This window comes from Brevibacillus fortis, assembly GCF_003013395.1.
GTDB classification, from domain to species: domain Bacteria; phylum Bacillota; class Bacilli; order Brevibacillales; family Brevibacillaceae; genus Brevibacillus; species Brevibacillus fortis.
On sequence record NZ_PXZM01000049.1, the window covers coordinates 22,070 to 40,368 of the forward strand.

An 18,299-nucleotide genomic window follows, 5' to 3' on the forward strand; every position below is an offset into this window, starting at 1 on the left:
GCATGTTAAACACTTGATTAACCATGGCGATTTACACTCGTTTTCCGGGTAAACCGCTTCCTGATCGCCTCTATTCCGAGAAAGATAAGGAAGTAACTGATCGCGGCGAACACAAAAACCGTTGCCTGCGGATAAAACAAGGCAGCATGCGGATCAACATTCAGTAGCCATTGCAGAAGCACAGGCACATAGCCGATGACAGCATATCCGCCAAAACGCACAGCGTATTTTTTCCACCCGATCAAGTGTAATGACCTACTCACTAGCCAGTCCACGAATATCGACAGCCATACGAAGACAATCAGGTTCAATGCCATGCTTAAGAGCACACCCAGCAAATACTCTTGTCCGAACCCGTACGGTGCACTTGGATCACGATAGATGTAGATGATCCACGCAGCATAAAGACCGGTAAAGAAAGAGGATAGGACTGCGGCGAGTACACGCCTGCCGATATTCATGGAAATCACTCCCTTGCTTCGCTTCGTTATCTATTCGTTCGTCGTTCTCGCAGTAGGATATTCACCCGTCGGTAGGCTGACCGTGACCGTTGTCCCTTCACCTATACGGCTTTGAATGTGAATGCTGCCTTTTGCGACCTGCAAAATTTTTTGCACGATAGAAAGACCAAGACCGCTTCCTGTCGCTTCTCGATTGCGTGACTTGTCTCCTTTGTAAAAACGGTCAAAGACATGCTCCTGCTCTTCCTCTGACATGCCAATCCCCGTATCCCGAATGGTTACAGCTATTCGTGTATCCTTTTGTATCGCAATGTAAATAGAGCCAGACGTCGGGGTGAATTTGATACTGTTGGAAAGCAGGTTCATCCATACTTGATTGAGCAACTGCTTGTCACCCACGATGAATGTCTCCGGTAAAGTCAGCTCCATCGCGAGCTTTTTTTGTTGCCACTGATGCTCCAAAATTAAAAGGACTTGCCTGATCTGCTCATCCAGACGAAAACGTGTCGGTTCGTACAGACCGGTCTCCTTGTCCAGAGAAGCAAGTGTCAACAGCTGCTTGCTCAAGGAAGAGAGCCGTCTGCTCTCCTCTTCGATGATGGTCAAGTACGTCTCCCGCTGTTCGCTTGTCACACCACCGCTGCGGATGGCTTGAGAAAAGCCTTGGATCGATGTCAATGGAGACTGGATTTCATGTGAGACATTGGAGACAAACTCTTGGCGCATCTCGTCCAGTTGTTTGAGTGACTCTGTCATCCTGGCAAAATGCATAGCCAAATCGCCGATTTCGTCCCGTCGTGAGATGTCCAAGTGGATGTCGTACTGCCCTTCTGCCAGCTTTTTGGTCGCATGGCTCAGCTTCTCGATTGGCTTCACCAAATAACGAGTAAAAATCAAAATCAGGATCAAGCTAAGTACAAACATCGCTGCCAGCAGCAAGGCAAACATAATATGCACCTCGCCAAACTGCTGCTCAATATTTGGCCGTACAAACAGGGCGTATTTTTTCCCTTCTGCTGTAAGCGGCAAGCCAATGCTGTTTTTCACCGTATTCTCAAAAAATCCGGTCACAAACAGGCCGTGCTGTTCTTCTGTAATCCCTCTGTAAGTCTCACCCGCCAACACTCTTTGAACGATGGCAGGGTCTATCTGCTGATCGCGAAAAGGTGCTCCGAATTGGCTTACTGCGCCATTCTCATCGACAAGATGCAGCTGAAAATTCAAATTGGCGACATGGGTCATGAAGGCGGGCAGGTCGAGCGAAGATTTATGCTCATACAAATCGATCACCTGCTGTCCGATGCTCGTAATTTTTTGTTCATTATACGCGCGCAGATTTCGTTGATAATACTCATTTGCCAACAAAAATCCAAGTGTGCCACTGATTAGTACAATTGCGACGAAGGTTAGAACTACCCGGACGTAAAGAGATTTCACGCGCCTCTTACCTCCAGCTTGTAGCCTAAGCCCCGAACGGTCGAAATGACAAAGTCATTCGTTTTCTCCGTAAATTTCTCTCGCAGCCGCTTAATATGTACATCAATGGTACGACTATCACTCTCGGTATCGCCGCCCCACACAAGCTCCAGCAGTTGATCCCGAGTAAAAATCCGATCAGGAAAACTAGCAAGTTGGGCAAGTAGTTCAAATTCCTTTAACGGTAAATGAATCAACTCTTCTTTCACCTTCACGACATGGCTGATCCGATCGATCACGGTATCGTTCATAACAATGATTTGTTTGCTGACCATCTGATAGCGACGCAGCAAGGCCTTGATGCGGTACAGCAATTCGGTAGGCTCAAATGGCTTGGTCAAATAATCATCCGTCCCCGCCAAAAATCCTTTCTCCTTATCCCGTACCTCTCCTTTTGCTGTCAGCATGATAACAGGAAGGTCGTAAAATTCCCGTATCTCTCGGCATAGCTCCCAGCCGTTTTTGCCTGGCATCATCACATCCACAATGGCGAGCTGAACAGATTCCTGCTCCAACATTTGCGAAGCCTCATTTCCATCTACACAAGCCAAGACATGGTACCCCTCTTTTGCTAAATAAAATCGCAATAGCTCACGCACGTGTGGATCGTCATCCGCAATCAGTATCGTCAGTTTCATCAAGCTGGCCTCCTTGTTACTCCGCCCTCTAGGTCTTCTGCTTATTATTTTGAATGATACCCACTTGCCTACCATCCTGCAAATAGTCAATGGCTTGCACCTACGTGGATCAATAGTAAAGAAGCAATATGAACAAGAGATGAATGAATACTGCTGGCTCTTGAAGACTCTTACACATCTGATTAAATCTGCGGGAAGCATACTCTTTTCCCGGAAAAACAACTGTTTGCGCGCACAAAAAAGCGGCAGACACTTGAGTCCGCCGCTCTTGTTACTCTTCGATTACTTGCGAAACCTTTCTGTAAACCAAGCGGCAGAAGCCTCTACTTCCTTCACTGTCAATTGATGACCATACGAATCCCAATGCACGGTCACGTCAGAACCTGCCTCTGTCAGTAGTCGGTTCAGCTCCTCTGTCTCTTGTGCAGTACAGATCGGATCATTCGTGCCTGCTCCGATAAACACCGGGATGGCTGACATATCTGGCAGAGCAATCCCTCGGCGTGGAACCATTGGATGGTAAAGAATCGCCCCTTTTAGCGGATTCGGGTAATGGAACAGGAGACTCCCTGCGATATTCGCCCCGTTCGAATAACCGACTGCCACGATATTGTCTCGCTCGATCTGATACGTGACCGCCGCCTGATCCAAAAACTCATGCAGCTCCTGCGTACGATAGACCAAATCCTCTTCGTCAAAAACACCCTCGGCTAGGCGTCGGAAAAATCGCGGCATGCCGTTTTCGAGAACATTCCCACGGACGCTCAGAACAGAAGCGCCTGGATAAATACGATCGGCCAGTGGCAAGAGGTCGTTTTCATCTCCCCCTGTTCCATGAAGCAGCAACAGTGTCGGTGCTTCTACATCGGTTCCTTTTCGAAAAATGTGCTTCATGATTGATCTTCCTCCAACACTCTGACTGTAATCGGTGGCAAGCCTTGCTCAATCTGGGCACGATGCGGCTCATACCACTCAGGGAGCATCAGCTTTTCACCCAATGTGTCAAATGGCTCATCTCGTTCAAAGCCCGGAGGATCGGTCGCAATCTCAAACAAAATTTCGCCCGGCTCGCGGAAGTAGATGGCATTGAAATATTGACGGTCGATAATATCTGTCGGCTGAAGACCAGACTGAGCTGCTCGCTGCTGCCACTGCTGGTGATCCTGATCGTCTTTGGCACGCCATGCGATATGGTGGATCGTTCCTGCGCCACCTGTTCCTCTTGGCATCGGCTCGGCATTCACGTCAATGACATTGCCCAAATCTCCGGGAGCCTGGAACCGGACTAGGCCGTTTTCTTCACCGACTCTGGTCAGTCCCATCAGTCTCTCGAGAACGTCCATGGTGTGGGCTGGAGCCATACTGTACAGGATCGCTCCACCGAAGCCTTTGATCGCCTTGTCAGCTGGCACTCCGCCAAAGGACCATTTGCTCGCTGGGCCGCCTTCACGTTCCACGATCTCCAGCTGCAAGCCGTCTCTGTCCGTAAATTGCAGATACGTTTCGTTAAAACGCTCCACGCGGCGGTACTCGATTCCGAATTTTTTCAGTCGATCCTCCCAGAAGGAAAACGCCCCCATCGGAATCAAGAAAGTGGTATAGCCCACCTGCCCACCGCCTACGCGTCCACGGCGACCAGATTCCCACGGGAAAAAGGTGATGGCCGTACCTGGACTGCCGACCTCATTCCCGAAGTACAGGTGATATACATCTGGCGCATCGAAGTTGATCGTTTTTTTCACCATGCGCAATCCGAGAAACCCTGCATAAAAATCAACGTTATTCTGTGCACTTGTGACAAAAGCCGTGATATGGTGAATCCCTGCTGTTTGTTGTGTCATTTTGAATAGCCTCCCTTACATTATTTACTTGCTTGGAATGTGTTGTAGCTCACGAACTCTCCAACGGGCTTGCGATACCCTCTAACTCGCTGGCTGGATGTATCTTCTTTTCCAATCGTGATCATCAAAGCTGGCACAAAGCTGTCCGGAACCTTTGCTATCTCTTGGACGGCTGCTGGATCGAATCCAATCATCGGGCACGTATCCCAGCCTTTATCCTTTGCAGCGAGCATGAACAGCATAGCGGACAAATTAGCATTACGGATCGCTTCATCGCGCTTGAACTGCTCTCCACCAGACTCGTGCATCGCTCTGACCGAAGAATTGTTGTGGTCGTACTCGCGTTGATCCATGATCCCTAAATGAAGAAGACCTTCATTAATGCGCTCTACGCTTTGGTATGCTTCCTTGTCTCCAAACACCAGCACCACTGCTGACGCTGTTTTTACCTTATATTGTCTATATGCCGCTTCATATACACGCTCTTTTGCATCTGGATCGGTGATCACTACATAATGGGCGTGCTGCAAATTGAATGCAGATGGAGCGAATTTGACCAGCGACATGATTTCATCGATCTCAGCAGGTGTTATCGTTACGTCAGTGAGAAACTTGTTTGCGGATCTTCTGTTTTTTACAAGGGTAGTGAATTCACTCATGGGACTTCCTCCTCGATTTTTTCTATCTCATTCATTTTTTAATATCTTAAATTAAAGATAATGATGTTTAAAAATGCACCTGCTTGGGGAAGTAGGATGACGGTGTTACGAAAATGAATATCTTAAATTTAAGATAATTATAGGACCAAAATTCTCCCTTGTCAACAACCTGAGGGCCAGAAAAATGAAATCTCTTCCAGCCCCACGCTCTTGTCAGTTGGCGTACCAGTAAAGAGCATAATCGGTCATGACAGAAGGATACCCCATTTGGCGCAGCATCGCCGTTATGTTTCCACGATGATACGTTCCGTGATTGACTACTTGTATGATTATTTCTGCCAAGCTCGTATCGCGTACTCTCGTGTACGGATTATCAAGGACAATGCGCCGCTCCAAATCTTCTTCTTGGCTGAGAAAAGCTCTAAATTGCTCAACCAGCTTTGCATACATCTGCTCTACTTCCTCCAAGCTTTTTCCCGTTATTTCCTGCTCTTGCTGCCATGCCTCTTTCAGCGCCGTTTGCATATCCATACCCTGCAATATAAGAAGCCAGCCTTGGTCCACGAAATAAATATGCTCCATCACTTTTGCTATCGTCGGGAAAACGCTTTGGACTTCCTGCTCGTAAACACCTTCCGGAAGCTCCTTCAAGCGATTGATTAATGTCTGATTCGCCCACATGTGAAAGTCGTACATGGTTTTGGCATAGTGTGTCATGATAAAGCCCCCTCTGTGGTTCGTCGATAGCTCTATCATAGGCCGGCTTCCCTGACAAACATGGTCAGTGATGCTTCCTGCTCCAGCCAAAATCTTATTTTTTCTAATGAAAACAGTTGTTCAATGTGGTGGACTCCTGGGGGAAACGCCTCTTCATACAGTGATTTTGCTACGGCAGCCGCCACCATTGCGGTCATTTTGGACTGATCGCGCCCGGAAAGCAGACACTCTACTGTCGCCTCGTCATCTCCCCGTTTTCCCCGTGCTTCTACCTTGATGGCAAACCGATCATCCCCCATTTTCCAACGCCCAAACACTTCCATCGTGGCTTCCCGTACTTTTGGTAGATGAAGTAATTGGCAAATTCCCATACTCCTCAACCCTGCTACCACTCTCGTCATCCCATCCAGATCAAAACAAAGTCGTGTAGATACTGTGGGGACATCCAAGGTGCGTGCCAATGTTTGCTGATCGGAAAATGGAAAGCGATACGCATGCTTTTTTCCCAGCTCTGGTCCAAAATCAACGAGCTTGCCCTCTGTCATGCTTTCTACGGTCACACGCTGATGCTTGTTCATCACCTCGTAACTCGTGCACAAGTTATCGATGGTCCATTCAAGCGCGGCCTTCCCGTGCCGATCACCGAGACCAAGCATAATGAATATGTCCAGTTCACTCACCTCGTCCAGCAAACGATGAGCTTCCCCCGCGAGCAGGTTGGTCAGACCTGGCGCCAGCCCTACACTGAGTACGGCGGTTCCCAAATCCTTCGGTGCGACTTGGCTCCCCCATTGTTCGATCTGCGTCAAAAACTGGCCATTCGCCGAAATATCGAGATAATGCGTTCCATTCCGCACACACCCTTCCACAAAAGCCGTATCCGTCTGATCCAGGCACATGACCACCAGCTTGACGTTTTCCAGCAGGCTTTGGTCCAACGGCTTGCGAATATCGAGTTGCAGCGGCAGCACCTTCCCATTTGTTTCTCGGCAAAATGCCTCAGCCTTCTCCAAGCTGCGTCCAGCTGCATACACCCGCCCGGATATGCGTCACCCAATTTCTTGCAGATAGTTGCCCCTACATGACCGTACCCTCCGACTATCACAATTCGATCCTTGCTCATGCCTTCTCCACCCCTGCGCCTCTCTTTTTCCGCCGCTCTATACGTCCCGCATACCACCATACAAATAAACCGCTCAGGCAAATCAGGCCACCTGCTTCAAAAACCGCACGATACGCATCGATGGTCGCCTGCACAGCTTGACTCGATTCAACGTTCATCATGCCCAGTCCCAACGCTGCACCGACCACCATCCGCCTGCATGCTCCATCGGGACGTAACGCATGATGTAGCTGTTGTTGGGCGAAGCAATCAGCCCCATACCTGCCCCTACCAAAGCCAGGCGTGATCGTCGTCACAAATCACAAGCATGATGAAAAAGCGCTGCTTCTGGCTCATATGGTCTTTCCAACTCCTCGCGTATCTTGTAAATTTAGACTAAGAATTATTCTCAATTATAGAGAAGTACAAGAAGAGCACCATCCCACAAAGCTGGGATTTCCCGTTGCTACTAGACACACAGGAGAATGCTGATGAGTACAAATTGGGAAGCTAGCAAGCGAAAATTGATGACCTTAGCCGAGCGCTTTTCCCACTCTTCACAAGACTATCGGACAGCGCTCTTGCAGCTATTGCGGGAGTTCGTCCCTTTTGACGGGGCCTGCTGTACCGCCGTTGATCCGCAAACACTTTTGTCCACCGGAGCCATCACGGAAGACGGAGTGGAAGCGATTCATCAAGGCATTTTTGAGCATGAATACTTGCGTGAGGACTTCAACCGATATGATCATTTGTGCAAAGCGACTGAGCCTGTCGCTACGCTGAGCCAAGCGACCGAGGGCCAGCTCGAACGCAGTGACCGCTATCGCAATGTCCTGCTCCCCGCCGGTTTCCATGATGAAATGCGTGCTGCCCTCAAGTACGACGGGGCATGCTGGGGCTTTTTGACGCTGTTTCGTTCGCAGGGGCGTCCCCTTTTTTCTGAGCAAGAGCGTGAATGTATGTTGGCTTTGGCTCCGCTGATTGCTTATCAGCTGCGAAAGACGAGTCTGTCCTTACCCGCTGAGGAGAATACCTGGATGGAAGAAGAGATGGGAATATTGATGCTGTCGGATCAGTTCACCTTGCTCGCTGCCAATCCCACAGCGGAAAAATGGCTGTCCCTGCTGCGCCAATGGGAGTCGATTGATCGCGGTACCTTGCCTCGACCAGTGCGAGCGGTTTGTTCGCGGGCACTCTCCCAGCTGGCAGAATCGGGTCACACGACATCCATGGCAAAAGTCTGCATTCGCATGCCAGATGGCCCTTACATGACGATTCAGGCAAGCCCCATGAACAGCCAAAGCAGCACGGTTCACTTGGCTGTTTTGTTCGGCCCCGCAAAACCCGCTGACATGCTACCGCTCATCGCCGAAGCATACGGACTGTCTGTACGGGAGAAGCAAATACTCGACCAGATTGTCCGCGGGGCGTCCACGAAGGAGCTCGCACGCACACTGCACATCTCCGCTTATACGGTTCAGGATCATTTGAAATCCATCTTCGTAAAAACCGGAGTGTCCAGCAGACGAGAGCTGATCTGGCAATTGTTTACCCGATTTGGCGTACAGGCTAACCAGTAAAATGCCCAGCCAAAAGCCCCCTTCTTACAGCTACGTGCTGCTAGAAAGGGGCTTTTGATGTCATTACGCGATAAACTTCAAACCAACAATACTCCGCTTCCTGCTGAGCCAATTCCCGTCCATACAGCATAAGCTGTTCCGACTAGGAGCGACTGTAAAGCAGTCGACAGCAAAAAAAGGTACTACTTGCGAAAATCAAACAGGCAACCGCTGGCTTCCATTTTGTAAATCCTTCGCGGCAGTTCAGTTTGAATCCGTAAGCACCAAGACTGCCCCCGCCCCGAAATCGATTCATTTAGTCAGCTTTTGATCTCTGCTCCACTATTTTTTGATTCAGCCTCTCGAAAGCCAACGCTAGCTCTTCCTTCGGGATCATCGCATACCGATCCCCTACACTTACCTCATACGAGCTAGCAGTTTCGTCTTCCTGTTTCACATAACGCGTGAAGCCAATTCCTGTCTCTTCACTAAGTGAGACCATGATACGTTCGAGCTCTTCTTTTGGCAAATCTGCGTGCACATGAAACATGTTGGATACAGGCACGGCCGGTCTCGTGGATATCCCATGGCATCGGTTGTAGAATCCCGCCAGCTCTTTTGCATCCTCATAATATTGACTGAATTTATGTTTTCTCTGCTCAAAATGGTACTCTGCCGTGACAATATACGGGTACAAACTAATCAGGTCCCCGCCATGGCGTCTTTTCCATACCTTCGATTGCTTCGTGAAGTCTTCATCCCCAGCCAGGATCGCTCCGGCAATTCCGCCTATCCCTTTGTAAAAGGAAACGTACACGCTATCGAACAAGGCGCATACCTCATCGGCTGACTTCTGGTAGAACGGCAGAATTTCCAAGAGCCGGGCACCATCCAGATGCAGCCGAATTCCTTTTTCCCGACAATAACGGGAGATTGCCTCCAAATCCTCATACGTGGGCAGCTGTCCGCCAATCTCACGCTGCGGCAATTCCAGCAACAGGCACGCGATATCGTCGTCCATGCCGAGAACATCATCCAGTTCAATCACTCTGTCTTTATCCGCCAGCAAGACAGACTCGATCTGATGGAGCTCCTTGAGCCCATCTTCCTCGTGAATCTCCAAGTGGCAGAGTGGATGATAAGCGACCTTTTTGATTCCCTTCTCATCGCACCAGATGCGTACCGCGATTTGTTGGGCCATCGTACCGCTGGGAAAAAACACGGCAGACTCTTTGCCCAAATATTCGGCCATCTTATGCTGAAAACTCTCGATGAGCTCGCCGGTTCCGTACATATCACCCTCCACATTCCCATCCACCCTGGACAGGACCTGCTGCAATTGATGGAGGTCTCTCTTGCTGTGCCCAGCGATTTGATAAGTGGTCTTTTTAAATACTTCCTTCAAGGTTTTCTTATCGCTCATCTTGGCAGGGCTCCTTTATCATTCTCATCTTCAACCGCGCTTCTTACCTCTAAAGATATCACATTTCACGAGCAGCTTATGTCGTTTGTTGTTTGACGTATAATTGGCGATATTCACTCGGCGTCTTACCCGTCATTTTTTTAAACAACGTGATGAAATATGGCGTATTCGGCATTCCTACCAATTGTGCAACGTCTGCGATCTGGTTGTTCGAATGAGCCAGCAGCTCTCGCGCCCTTTCTATCCGCTTTTTCTGAATGTACTCCACAGGCGTCATATCCATGAGTCGTTTAAACGTTCGCTGCAAATGAAACGGACTGCCATGGCACATATCCGCCAAATGCTCCAACGTCAGCTTTTCGTTATAATGAGAATCAATGTATTGTGTAATTTGTGCCACCCATTCACGATCAGGCAGCCTCTCTCCCGTAGGCTTGCAGCGTTTACATGGGCGAAATTCTTCCCGCATGGCTTGGCTTGCATGTTGAAAAACCCGCACGTTCTCCCTCTTCGGCGGCTTCGACTTGCACGACGGTCTACAAAAAATCTTCGTCGTCTTTACCGCATAAAAGAATTGATCATCGTAAGTCGCATCGTTATGAATAATGGCCTGCCATCGCTCATCGGTTACCCGTTCCTCCAAGACCTAACATCTCCTTTGCCATAGCCGTTATCGAGTCGCATGCTCCTACCGACAGTATACCCCCACGCTACGTGATCCGTACTGCTAGAAGATTAAAATAGCAAGATAACGAAATGACAGGTTAGCTTTTCTTGTTATAAAACTAGGAGGAAGTCAGACAGGAGGTTTTCGCATGACAAGCGGTCTATCACACTCGGCTTGGGTCGATAATAGAGAAGAAATGATCTTGTCCGTACCTACGGAATTCAGTTTCTCGCAAAATCTTCAATACTTGTCCAGAGCATCCAACGAATGCATGTTTCACATTCAAAACGGTCGCCTTTACAAAGCCATCCCGATGGAGCAAGATCCACAAATGGTCGAAATTCACGCAGATAACGATCAAGGATTGACTGTGCGCTTTCTCAGCCCTTCGCTTCCCACTGAAAAAGTCCGGATGGAGGTAGCACGCTATGTCCGAGATTGGTTCGATCTCGATCGAGACCTGGTTCCGTTTTATGAGCTTGCCGCAGGGGACGCTCTCCTAAAGCAGGCCGTTGAAAAGTTTTACGGGCTGCGGACCATGGGCATTCCCGACCTGTTTGAAGCGCTCAGTTGGGGAATCATTGGACAACAAATTAACCTGACCTATGCGTATACACTTAAACGGCGGTTGGTAGAGACATTCGGAAGACGAGTAGAGTTCAAAGGCGAGACATATTGGCTTTTCCCAACACCTGATTTGATCGCTGGATTATCCGTGGCTGATCTGGATGGATTGCGCATGACGACCAAGAAATGCGAGTATTTGATTGACGTCGCACAACTCATCGTTGAAGGGAAACTATCGAAAGAGCTATTATGGGACGGAGGAGATTATCTAACCGCGGAGAAACGATTGACCAGTATTCGCGGGATTGGACCGTGGACGGCCAACTATGTGCTCATGCGCTGTCTGCGAATGCCCTCTGCTTTTCCCATTGACGATGTCGGCCTGCACAATGCGATCAAATTTTTACTAGGCAAAGAAAAAAAACCGACAAAAGCAGAAATACGAGAGCTGTCCAAGTCTTGGACGAATTGGGAGTCGTACGCTACTTTTTATTTATGGCGTTTTCTTTATTAATCAAAGGAGGTTCTATCCTATGCTAAAAATAGGTTCGCACGTATCATTCTCCGGTAAAGGGCTGCTGAATGCCGCCGAAGAAGCAGCCACCTACGGCTCAAGTACATTTATGATCTACACGGGTGCGCCGCAAAACACCCGCCGCAAGCCGATTGAAGACCAGTACATTACGGAAGGCAAAGAAGTAATGGCCAAGCAGGGCGTGGATGAAATTGTTGTACATGCCCCATACATTATTAACTTGGGTTCTTACAAGGACGATACCTTCGAGCTCGCTGTCCGCTTTCTGCAAGAAGAGATTCGCCGGACCGACTACATCGGCGTCAAAAATATCGTGCTGCACCCTGGCGCATACACGGACAAGGACGCAGAGTACGGTATCGCCCGGATCGCAGAAGGCTTGAATGAAGTTCTGACAGGCATCAAAGACACAGACGTGAAAATCGCACTGGAGACCATGGCCGGCAAAGGAACGGAAATCGGCCGCAGCTTTGAGGAAATTGCGGCGATCATTGAGAAAGTAGAAGACAACAGCAAGCTAACCGTCTGCATGGATACTTGCCACATTCATGACGCTGGCTATGATATCGTCAACGACTTCGACGGCGTCTTGGAACAGTTTGACCGGACAATCGGCTTGGACCGTCTCGCCGTGGTTCACTTGAATGACAGCAAAAACTTCCGCGGGGCAGGCAAAGACCGCCACGCGCCAATCGGTGCGGGACTCATCGGCTTTGATGCGATGAATTACATCGTGAACCACGAGAAAATCCGCCACCTGCCGCTTGTACTGGAGACACCTTGGATCAGTAAGGAAAAAGGCAACGAGCGTCCGATGTACGAAGCAGAAATCGCCCTCCTGCGCGGTGAAGTGGACAAGCGCTTTGGTAACGAATTCATGGACCATGTGGAGCGCCTCGATTTCTTTTTCCGCAAACAAGATATCGCTAGACGTGAGTATGTAATTGGGATTTGGGAGTTGCTCAAAAACGACGCGAAGGCAAAGAAAGCCGATGGCCGCGAGCCGATGGAGCGACTGTACGATATGGTGAAGGAAGCGAGATTGTTCCCAGAGCTATCTGAAGAGCAGATCAACCACCGTTTGTCTGCCTACTTCGCGATTCCGAAATTCTCCTAATGTAAAAGCACTTGATGTAGGCTGACTGTGGCTTCCTCCTGTTGGAGTGAACCCGACACACGCACCAATAGAGGGGGAGCCATATGCCTACGCCTAAAAAGCCAGCACCTCAAGATGCTGACTCTGCCAAAACATACACCCTGCTCGGAGCTGATCGCTCCTTTTATCAAAGTGATACTCCGGGTACATTAGGAGGGTACCGACCAGGTAGAATATATGGCCGACTGGATTGTCCCTCTGCCATCAGAGCCATTACGCGAGGCGGTTATGTCCGCCATCGCGTATTTTTTGCGGATGAAGCAACCGCTATTGCTGCGGGGTATCGGCCTTGTGCTGTTTGTTTACGAGAGAAATATTTGTTGTGGAAAGCGATGCGGGCGTAGATCAATGCGCCCTGCCATTACGTTCATTTCCTCGCTTAAAATTCCCTGTGATTTTCGCCAGGTGTAATTGTACAGTCTTGTCATCTTCGGCTGCTTTTAATTTATCCAGAAATCTTTCCGCTTCCTTCCCCTTTAACGTTTTTACCAGTTTCCCTTGATAGTCAATGAATACTGTCTGATCTTTTGCGATCCGATAGTGAAAGGGATTTTCGTCTAAACGATTTCTTTTATCAATCCGGCTCATTTGCCAGCCTCCTGGTCTCTCTATAGAACACCTGCGGGGATTCGAAATAGTACATAGTTGCCTGTCCACATTTGTGATGTGATGATCATCTTCTCTTTCCCCCGTTCAAAAAAGTATCCGGCCCCTTCTTGTTGGATAAAGGTCCAGCCTTTTTCCGACACTGCCCGCTTTACTGCATCTACTTCTGAACCTTAATCGGATTGCGCCCCGTACCAATCGATGTTATTCTCCGTCGTCAATTTGACTATCGATCCCGTGTATTCGTCCAAAAGCTCCGTCACCTCTCTTTTGGACTTGGATTCGAATGGTAATGCAGGATACCAAATCCGTAAAGTATTTGCGAGCATGATGAGACAGAAGCCGAAGATGATTACAAGGAACAGTGACTTCGTTCTCTTATTCATATGTATACAACTACTCCTCTTCCTCAAAAATCGCAACAGGACGCGCCCATCCCGCGCTTGCTCCTTTCACTTTCACAGGAAACACAGAAACGGTAAACCCGTAGGGCCTCGGCAATTGCTCCAAGTTCGCCAGCTTTTCAATTTGGCAGTACTCTTTCTCTTTTCCCACATAGTGCGCCGCCCATAAAACACCATCGCGCGGATTTTGTTTATAATCAGCAGCTTGAACGGAAAACGGGATATCCCATCCCCACCCATCGGTTCCCATGACCTTAATTCCTTGATCAATCAGCCAATGAGTTGCTTCCGCCGATACCCCTGCATGTGATAGGAAATAGTGCTCTTCATAGTATCTTTTATCCGCATCCGTCCTGATCAGGACAATATCAAACGGTTTTAGTGTGTATTGGATTTGTTCGAGCTTCTGTTTCATATCGTTCACCGTGATTTCATAACCAGACGGTTTCTCACTAAAATCTAGCAGGACACCATCTCCGTAGAACCACTCCAACGGTAACTGATCAATCGTTCTCGCTGGCTCTCCCTCGGAAGTAGGCCAGTAATGCCAAGGTGCATCTACATGTGTCCCTGTATGTGTCGTGAGTGTCACCGTTTCACTCGCCCACGCCTTCTGTTCAGGAAAATCCGTTGGTTGCAATCCGAAATACTGGGCAGCTTGAACAGCCCCTTCTTCATGACTATTGTATTGAATCTCAGGTGGAAACGGTTCTTTTGCCAGACGATCAAGAGGCACACTCAGATCAATGAACCGACGTGCTTTTCTATTCATAGCAGGCTTCCCTTCTTTCCCCTTTGTAATTTTCTGTATTTTCGATCAACCTAACTGTACTATCTGCCTTCCACCAGCGTCAAATGAACATGGCAAAAAGGCCAGTACCTCGTCGTCAATACAGGTACTGGCCTTCTTTATGGTGATTCAATTGGAATTTGTACTTCTACATACGTATCGCCCCCATCTGGGGATTGCAGATAGGTTTCTCTGCCTGGCTGATCTTTTTTAATCCGGTATTGATTGCGCTCGATCCATTTTGCCAAGTCAATGCAGGCCGTAGAAGGAACGAATGGCTCGACTCGTTGGACCAGGGTGGCCATCATCGGCTCCTCTGGCAGCATACGTACTTCCAGCATGTCAGATGGCAAGGGAATGTCCTGTTTGAGCACATAGCCGATCTCCAATTCGAATGCCGCCTCGTCTCTTTCCGACTCCTTCCACAAAACGATGGGGGAAAGCATGCTTTTCTGCTGCTTGCCTGCATAATGAGCCAGCCGATCGAAAAGCATCGGAATCTCTTCCACCGTACCTTCCGAACGGAACGAGACCACTTTTTGTGGTTCGACTCGTTTAAAGACGACCTCTTGTTCTACGTACCCCTTCTGCTCGATCCATAGGAGACGCTCCTTGATTCGATTCAATCGTGCTTGCTCCTCTTCAAGTAGCAGCTCTATTTCTCTTTCTTTTTGCCTCAATATGCCTTGCCGCTGTTCCATGGACATTTCTTCTTGTAGCAATTGCTGGATTTGTTGCAACGTAAATCCTAAGTCCTTGTACATAAGGATTCGATTGAGTGTAACCAATTGCTCTGCTGCATAAAACCGATAGCCAGTCTCTTTGTCTATATCCGCTGGCTTCAAAATGCCAATCTGATCATAAAAACGAAGCGTCTTTAAGGATACTCTGCTCAATCGGGAAAATTCACTGATCTTAAACATAGAAAAACCCCAATCTGTCATTACCTTGACTTTCCCCTGTACGGGAACGTTTATAGTTGAAAAAAATCATGCTTACAAAGGGGCAATGCGAGATGGATTACGACACTTTTCACTTGGGAGAGGTTCGCTTGCAGTCAGGAGTGACACTCCCAAACGCATTTATTGCTTACAAAACGTATGGCACGCTCAACGCAGCCAAGGATAACGTCATTATATTTCCTACATCGTTTGGAGACCAGCATTACCAAAACGAATGGCTCATCGGAGAAGATAAGGCTTTGAATCCGAAAGAATATTTTATCATCATTCCCAATATGCTCGGCAACGGCCTATCGTCTTCCCCGAGCAATACAGCAAGCCCGTATGATCAGGCCCATTTTCCACACGTGACGATCTACGATAATGTCGCCCTTCAGCATCGACTCATTACGGAGAGGTTTGGCATCCACAAAATTGCGCTGGCAACCGGCTGGTCGATGGGGGCCATCCAGGCTTTTCATTGGGCGGCGATCTACCCGGATATGGTTGAGCGATTGGCTCCTTTTGCCGGAACCGCAAAAACATGGCCACATAACATCGTCCTCATCGAAGGAATCCGAGCAGCATTACAGGCGTATACGGCATCTCCCGAGATTGGCTTGCGTACCTTGGGGCGCGTTTATGCGAGCTGGGGGTTTTCACAGCCATTTTACCGCGAGGCATGCTATAAGGCTTTGGGCTATGAGACACTTTCCGAATTTATCTCAGGATTTTGGGAGGAGAGCTTTCTTCCTTCGGATGCCAACGATTTGCTGGTGATGATGTGGACGTGGCAGCATGCCGACATTAGCAAAAACGATAGGTACAACGGAGACTTTGAGACGGCGTTGCGAAGCATCCAAGCACGAACGGTTGTGATGCCCGTACGGACTGATTTGTATTTCACGCCAGAAGACAGTGAATATGAGACGAAGCACATCCCTCACGCTACCTTTAATCCGATTGAATCAATCTGGGGACACTTGGCTGGGTTTGGACTTAACCCTGTCGATACCGCGTTTATTGATTGCACCTTAAAAGAATTGTTGGGGACTAACCGAAAATACGAAGAAGAGGGACACCTATAAAGGTGCCCCTTCTTTATCTTTTCGCCAGGAGCGCCTCGACGGAGTCAGCAATATCCTCCGACAGAAACTCTCGAACCTCACCAAGAGTATGGCTAATTTTTTCACGTTGCTCATCCTTTAAGCGCAAATAGAACCTTCTATTATATCCTTGCAGCCAATGCTCGACATACAGAATGGCCTCATCGCGTATTTCTTTTTCCTGCACAACGCATGCTCGTAATAATAATGAAATACTGTCTGCCTTGTTAATCCTCGAGAATAAGAAGAGAATGTTTTTCTTCACATGAAGGCCCACATCTTTTTCAATCATCTCCCAGAGCATGTCTGCATGATGAAGCTCTACCCTATCCGCTAGTATTTGTCTTGTTTCACGAGATGCGCTTCGCTTATTGGTTTGTAGAGCCCGGATAAAAACTTCGATGTGGTCTTCTGGATTCAGCATAGCGAGTGCCTTCACGGCTGCTCTTTGTATTCGCTCATTTTCATGGCGCAAAAACGGAACAATCAATTGATCATCTGCTTTAACACCCGTTTCGCCTACTCCCACTATCGCTATGGGTATCACCTGCTCCTCGGCACCAACCAATTTTTCCCGATAATAGGCAGCAAAGTCGATTTTCTTTTCTTTCAAATAAAATCGAGCCATTTCTCGGATGGATTTATGCCCATCCAGCAGAGCAGCAAGCAACGCATCGGTCGCTTCCTCAGGAAGGTGATCCACATAAGCTTGTAGGGCCAGTTGGCGAATCGGAGGAAAAACGTCACAGCGAATTCGATCGAGCCATCTTCGCAAGCGATTATTTTCGTCCTGTTTGCACATATGCTTAACCGTCTGGAGCCTGATCAAGGCATCTTTCTGAATCAAAGCCTCCACAATGACCTCATCTGGATCGATATCAGGAAGGTTGATTGCCAAATCAAAGCAAAATCGCCGAACAACCGGGTCTTTTGAGCGGAATCCGCTTCGTAACACGTCCCGATTATCTGGATGACGAAACATGGCCTCGATCTCCTCTAGGAAATCGGTGAACTTTTCACGGTTATAGTATGCGGACAAATGCTTCAACAAGAAAATAGAATCGAGAAAGTATTTTACATAATTCGGACGGAATCTCAGCTTACATGCCTTAAACGCCAGATAACGAATCTTGGGCTGCCAATCATTCAAACGGATCAGTAAAAAAGGGATCTCCGCACCCGTAATCTGTTTTAACAACGCTTCAATCGCCGCTTCTCTTACATAGCCGTTTCGATGGAAGCTGCAAATTCCGATGAAGCTAAGGTCTGACTCATCGTGTATTGGAAAAGCCCGGATATCCTCCGGCAACAATTCATGCCATGCAGCCAACTGGTTTCTATTTGAATAAGGAGTCAATCTCCGTATGTATTGATCCAAGCTAATTACATCTTGTTTACGCAGGCGTGACATTATTTGATGGATAGCCGCAAGAGCTGCCTTTCGTATCTCTTCTCTTTTCTCCAAAGCAAATGGTAAGAGAAAAGTCAGAGTGATCATGCCCCCCATCCTGGCCAAGGAGTGGAGAATTTCTACTTTTCTATCGTCCGATCTATATAATTCCTCAAAAAGCCTTTGTTCTTCCGGCGTCATTTGTTTCATGTCGATCCTCCTCTTCAAATGAAAATGCGTGCAAGCCCTCGACCCTTTCAC

At 48.3% G+C, this 18,299-nt stretch carries 21 protein-coding genes and 1 pseudogene; 5 read left to right on the forward strand and 17 right to left on the reverse strand.

What is annotated here, in order from left to right; genetic code table 11:
• Positions 1–17: 17 nt before the first annotated feature.
• The 9 genes and pseudogenes from C7R93_RS26720 to C7R93_RS26760 all read right to left on the reverse strand — a co-directional run bounded on the left by C7R93_RS26720 (position 18) and on the right by C7R93_RS26760 (position 7,211).
• Positions 18–461 (reverse strand): hypothetical protein, encoded by a 444-nt coding sequence (locus tag C7R93_RS26720; RefSeq protein WP_106841639.1) that lies wholly within the window; start codon positions 459–461, stop codon positions 18–20.
• Between the two features lie 30 nt (positions 462–491).
• A complete protein-coding gene (locus C7R93_RS26725) occupies positions 492–1,898 on the reverse strand; it encodes a sensor histidine kinase (RefSeq protein WP_106841640.1) in 1,407 nt (468 codons plus the stop codon).
• Positions 1,895–2,575: a response regulator transcription factor gene (locus tag C7R93_RS26730; protein ID WP_106841641.1), complete on the reverse strand. Its 681-nt coding sequence runs from the start codon at positions 2,573–2,575 to the stop codon at positions 1,895–1,897. The genes C7R93_RS26725 and C7R93_RS26730 overlap by 4 nt, the downstream gene beginning before the upstream one ends.
• 282 nt (positions 2,576–2,857) lie before the next feature.
• Positions 2,858–3,469, reverse strand: coding sequence for an alpha/beta hydrolase (locus C7R93_RS26735; protein ID WP_106841642.1), 612 nt, complete (start codon positions 3,467–3,469; stop codon positions 2,858–2,860).
• Positions 3,466–4,416, reverse strand: a complete 951-nt coding sequence (locus C7R93_RS26740; protein WP_106841643.1) for a ring-cleaving dioxygenase — start codon at positions 4,414–4,416, stop codon at positions 3,466–3,468. Before C7R93_RS26740 ends, C7R93_RS26735 begins: the two co-directional genes overlap by 4 nt.
• A 20-nt stretch (positions 4,417–4,436) precedes the next feature.
• Positions 4,437–5,075 carry a nitroreductase family protein gene (locus C7R93_RS26745; RefSeq protein WP_106841644.1) on the reverse strand — a complete coding sequence of 213 codons (639 nt, stop codon included), beginning with the start codon at positions 5,073–5,075 and terminating at the stop codon, positions 4,437–4,439.
• 213 nt (positions 5,076–5,288) lie between these two features.
• Complete coding sequence (locus C7R93_RS26750; protein WP_106841645.1) at positions 5,289–5,792, reverse strand: DinB family protein; 504 nt, start codon at positions 5,790–5,792, stop codon at positions 5,289–5,291.
• Positions 5,793–5,827: 35 nt separating this feature from the next.
• Positions 5,828–6,915: pseudogene (locus tag C7R93_RS26755) on the reverse strand (saccharopine dehydrogenase family protein).
• Positions 6,912–7,211 (reverse strand): class II D-tagatose-bisphosphate aldolase, non-catalytic subunit, encoded by a 300-nt coding sequence (locus tag C7R93_RS26760; protein ID WP_244191667.1) that lies wholly within the window; start codon positions 7,209–7,211, stop codon positions 6,912–6,914. The pseudogene C7R93_RS26755 and the gene C7R93_RS26760 overlap by 4 nt, the downstream one beginning before the upstream one ends.
• A gap of 174 nt (positions 7,212–7,385) precedes the next feature.
• Here C7R93_RS26760 and C7R93_RS26765 point away from each other — a divergent pair, with 174 nt between their 5' ends.
• Entirely contained in the window at positions 7,386–8,474 is a 1,089-nt protein-coding gene (locus C7R93_RS26765; RefSeq protein ID WP_106841646.1) for a helix-turn-helix transcriptional regulator, read from the forward strand.
• Positions 8,475–8,551: 77 nt separating this feature from the next.
• Here the strand turns inward: C7R93_RS26765 and C7R93_RS30815 are convergent, their stop codons facing one another.
• The 3 genes from C7R93_RS30815 to C7R93_RS26780 all read right to left on the reverse strand — a co-directional run bounded on the left by C7R93_RS30815 (position 8,552) and on the right by C7R93_RS26780 (position 10,519).
• Positions 8,552–8,647: an SMR family transporter gene (locus C7R93_RS30815; protein WP_106841647.1), complete on the reverse strand. Its 96-nt coding sequence runs from the start codon at positions 8,645–8,647 to the stop codon at positions 8,552–8,554.
• A 122-nt stretch (positions 8,648–8,769) separates the two neighbouring features.
• Positions 8,770–9,876 (reverse strand): threonine aldolase family protein, encoded by a 1,107-nt coding sequence (locus C7R93_RS26775; protein WP_106841648.1) that lies wholly within the window; start codon positions 9,874–9,876, stop codon positions 8,770–8,772.
• A gap of 76 nt (positions 9,877–9,952) precedes the next feature.
• Positions 9,953–10,519 carry a bifunctional transcriptional activator/DNA repair enzyme AdaA gene (locus C7R93_RS26780; RefSeq protein ID WP_106841649.1) on the reverse strand — a complete coding sequence of 189 codons (567 nt, stop codon included), beginning with the start codon at positions 10,517–10,519 and terminating at the stop codon, positions 9,953–9,955.
• 172 nt (positions 10,520–10,691) lie between these two features.
• Between C7R93_RS26780 and C7R93_RS26785 the strand changes: the two genes are divergently transcribed.
• The 3 genes from C7R93_RS26785 to C7R93_RS26795 all read left to right on the forward strand — a co-directional run bounded on the left by C7R93_RS26785 (position 10,692) and on the right by C7R93_RS26795 (position 13,145).
• Complete coding sequence (locus C7R93_RS26785) at positions 10,692–11,624, forward strand: DNA-3-methyladenine glycosylase family protein (RefSeq protein ID WP_106841650.1); 933 nt, start codon at positions 10,692–10,694, stop codon at positions 11,622–11,624.
• Between the two features lie 19 nt (positions 11,625–11,643).
• A complete protein-coding gene (locus tag C7R93_RS26790) occupies positions 11,644–12,762 on the forward strand; it encodes a deoxyribonuclease IV (RefSeq protein ID WP_106841651.1) in 1,119 nt (372 codons plus the stop codon).
• Between the two features lie 83 nt (positions 12,763–12,845).
• Positions 12,846–13,145, forward strand: a complete 300-nt coding sequence (locus C7R93_RS26795; protein WP_106841652.1) for an Ada metal-binding domain-containing protein — start codon at positions 12,846–12,848, stop codon at positions 13,143–13,145.
• Between the two features lies 1 nt (position 13,146).
• Here C7R93_RS26795 and C7R93_RS26800 read toward each other — a convergent pair whose 3' ends face one another.
• The 4 genes from C7R93_RS26800 to C7R93_RS26815 all read right to left on the reverse strand — a co-directional run bounded on the left by C7R93_RS26800 (position 13,147) and on the right by C7R93_RS26815 (position 15,524).
• Entirely contained in the window at positions 13,147–13,389 is a 243-nt protein-coding gene (locus C7R93_RS26800; RefSeq protein WP_106841653.1) for a hypothetical protein, read from the reverse strand.
• A 191-nt stretch (positions 13,390–13,580) separates the two neighbouring features.
• Positions 13,581–13,793, reverse strand: a complete 213-nt coding sequence (locus C7R93_RS30820; RefSeq protein WP_244191668.1) for a hypothetical protein — start codon at positions 13,791–13,793, stop codon at positions 13,581–13,583.
• Between the two features lie 10 nt (positions 13,794–13,803).
• Entirely contained in the window at positions 13,804–14,583 is a 780-nt protein-coding gene (locus C7R93_RS26810; RefSeq protein ID WP_106841654.1) for a cyclase family protein, read from the reverse strand.
• A 137-nt stretch (positions 14,584–14,720) separates the two neighbouring features.
• Positions 14,721–15,524, reverse strand: a complete 804-nt coding sequence (locus tag C7R93_RS26815; RefSeq protein ID WP_167402510.1) for a MerR family transcriptional regulator — start codon at positions 15,522–15,524, stop codon at positions 14,721–14,723.
• Positions 15,525–15,616: 92 nt separating this feature from the next.
• Between C7R93_RS26815 and C7R93_RS26820 the strand changes: the two genes are divergently transcribed.
• A complete protein-coding gene (locus tag C7R93_RS26820) occupies positions 15,617–16,630 on the forward strand; it encodes an alpha/beta fold hydrolase (RefSeq protein ID WP_106841656.1) in 1,014 nt (337 codons plus the stop codon).
• 13 nt (positions 16,631–16,643) lie between these two features.
• Here the strand turns inward: C7R93_RS26820 and C7R93_RS26825 are convergent, their stop codons facing one another.
• The gene (locus C7R93_RS26825; protein ID WP_106841657.1) at positions 16,644–18,248 is read right to left on the reverse strand and encodes a HEAT repeat domain-containing protein; all 1,605 of its coding nucleotides are present in this window, start codon (positions 18,246–18,248) and stop codon (positions 16,644–16,646) included.
• Between the last annotated feature and the right edge of the window lie 51 nt (positions 18,249–18,299).

Excerpts from the sequence above, each read along its gene's own strand:
- C7R93_RS26720 (WP_106841639.1), bottom strand. The coding sequence starts at position 461 with ATGAATATCGGCAGGCGTGTACTCGCCGCAGTCCTATCCTCTTTCTTT.
- C7R93_RS26730 (WP_106841641.1), bottom strand. The coding sequence starts at position 2,575 with ATGAAACTGACGATACTGATTGCGGATGACGATCCACACGTGCGTGAG.
- C7R93_RS26735 (WP_106841642.1), bottom strand. The coding sequence starts at position 3,469 with ATGAAGCACATTTTTCGAAAAGGAACCGATGTAGAAGCACCGACACTG.
- C7R93_RS26740 (WP_106841643.1), bottom strand. The coding sequence starts at position 4,416 with ATGACACAACAAACAGCAGGGATTCACCATATCACGGCTTTTGTCACA.
- C7R93_RS26745 (WP_106841644.1), bottom strand. The coding sequence starts at position 5,075 with ATGAGTGAATTCACTACCCTTGTAAAAAACAGAAGATCCGCAAACAAG.
- C7R93_RS26750 (WP_106841645.1), bottom strand. The coding sequence starts at position 5,792 with ATGACACACTATGCCAAAACCATGTACGACTTTCACATGTGGGCGAAT.
- C7R93_RS26765 (WP_106841646.1), top strand. The coding sequence starts at position 7,386 with ATGAGTACAAATTGGGAAGCTAGCAAGCGAAAATTGATGACCTTAGCC.
- C7R93_RS26775 (WP_106841648.1), bottom strand. The coding sequence starts at position 9,876 with ATGAGCGATAAGAAAACCTTGAAGGAAGTATTTAAAAAGACCACTTAT.
- C7R93_RS26785 (WP_106841650.1), top strand. The coding sequence starts at position 10,692 with ATGACAAGCGGTCTATCACACTCGGCTTGGGTCGATAATAGAGAAGAA.
- C7R93_RS26790 (WP_106841651.1), top strand. The coding sequence starts at position 11,644 with ATGCTAAAAATAGGTTCGCACGTATCATTCTCCGGTAAAGGGCTGCTG.
- C7R93_RS26795 (WP_106841652.1), top strand. The coding sequence starts at position 12,846 with ATGCCTACGCCTAAAAAGCCAGCACCTCAAGATGCTGACTCTGCCAAA.
- C7R93_RS26800 (WP_106841653.1), bottom strand. The coding sequence starts at position 13,389 with ATGAGCCGGATTGATAAAAGAAATCGTTTAGACGAAAATCCCTTTCAC.
- C7R93_RS30820 (WP_244191668.1), bottom strand. The coding sequence starts at position 13,793 with ATGAATAAGAGAACGAAGTCACTGTTCCTTGTAATCATCTTCGGCTTC.
- C7R93_RS26810 (WP_106841654.1), bottom strand. The coding sequence starts at position 14,583 with ATGAATAGAAAAGCACGTCGGTTCATTGATCTGAGTGTGCCTCTTGAT.
- C7R93_RS26815 (WP_167402510.1), bottom strand. The coding sequence starts at position 15,524 with ATGTTTAAGATCAGTGAATTTTCCCGATTGAGCAGAGTATCCTTAAAG.
- C7R93_RS26820 (WP_106841656.1), top strand. The coding sequence starts at position 15,617 with ATGGATTACGACACTTTTCACTTGGGAGAGGTTCGCTTGCAGTCAGGA.
- C7R93_RS26825 (WP_106841657.1), bottom strand. The coding sequence starts at position 18,248 with ATGAAACAAATGACGCCGGAAGAACAAAGGCTTTTTGAGGAATTATAT.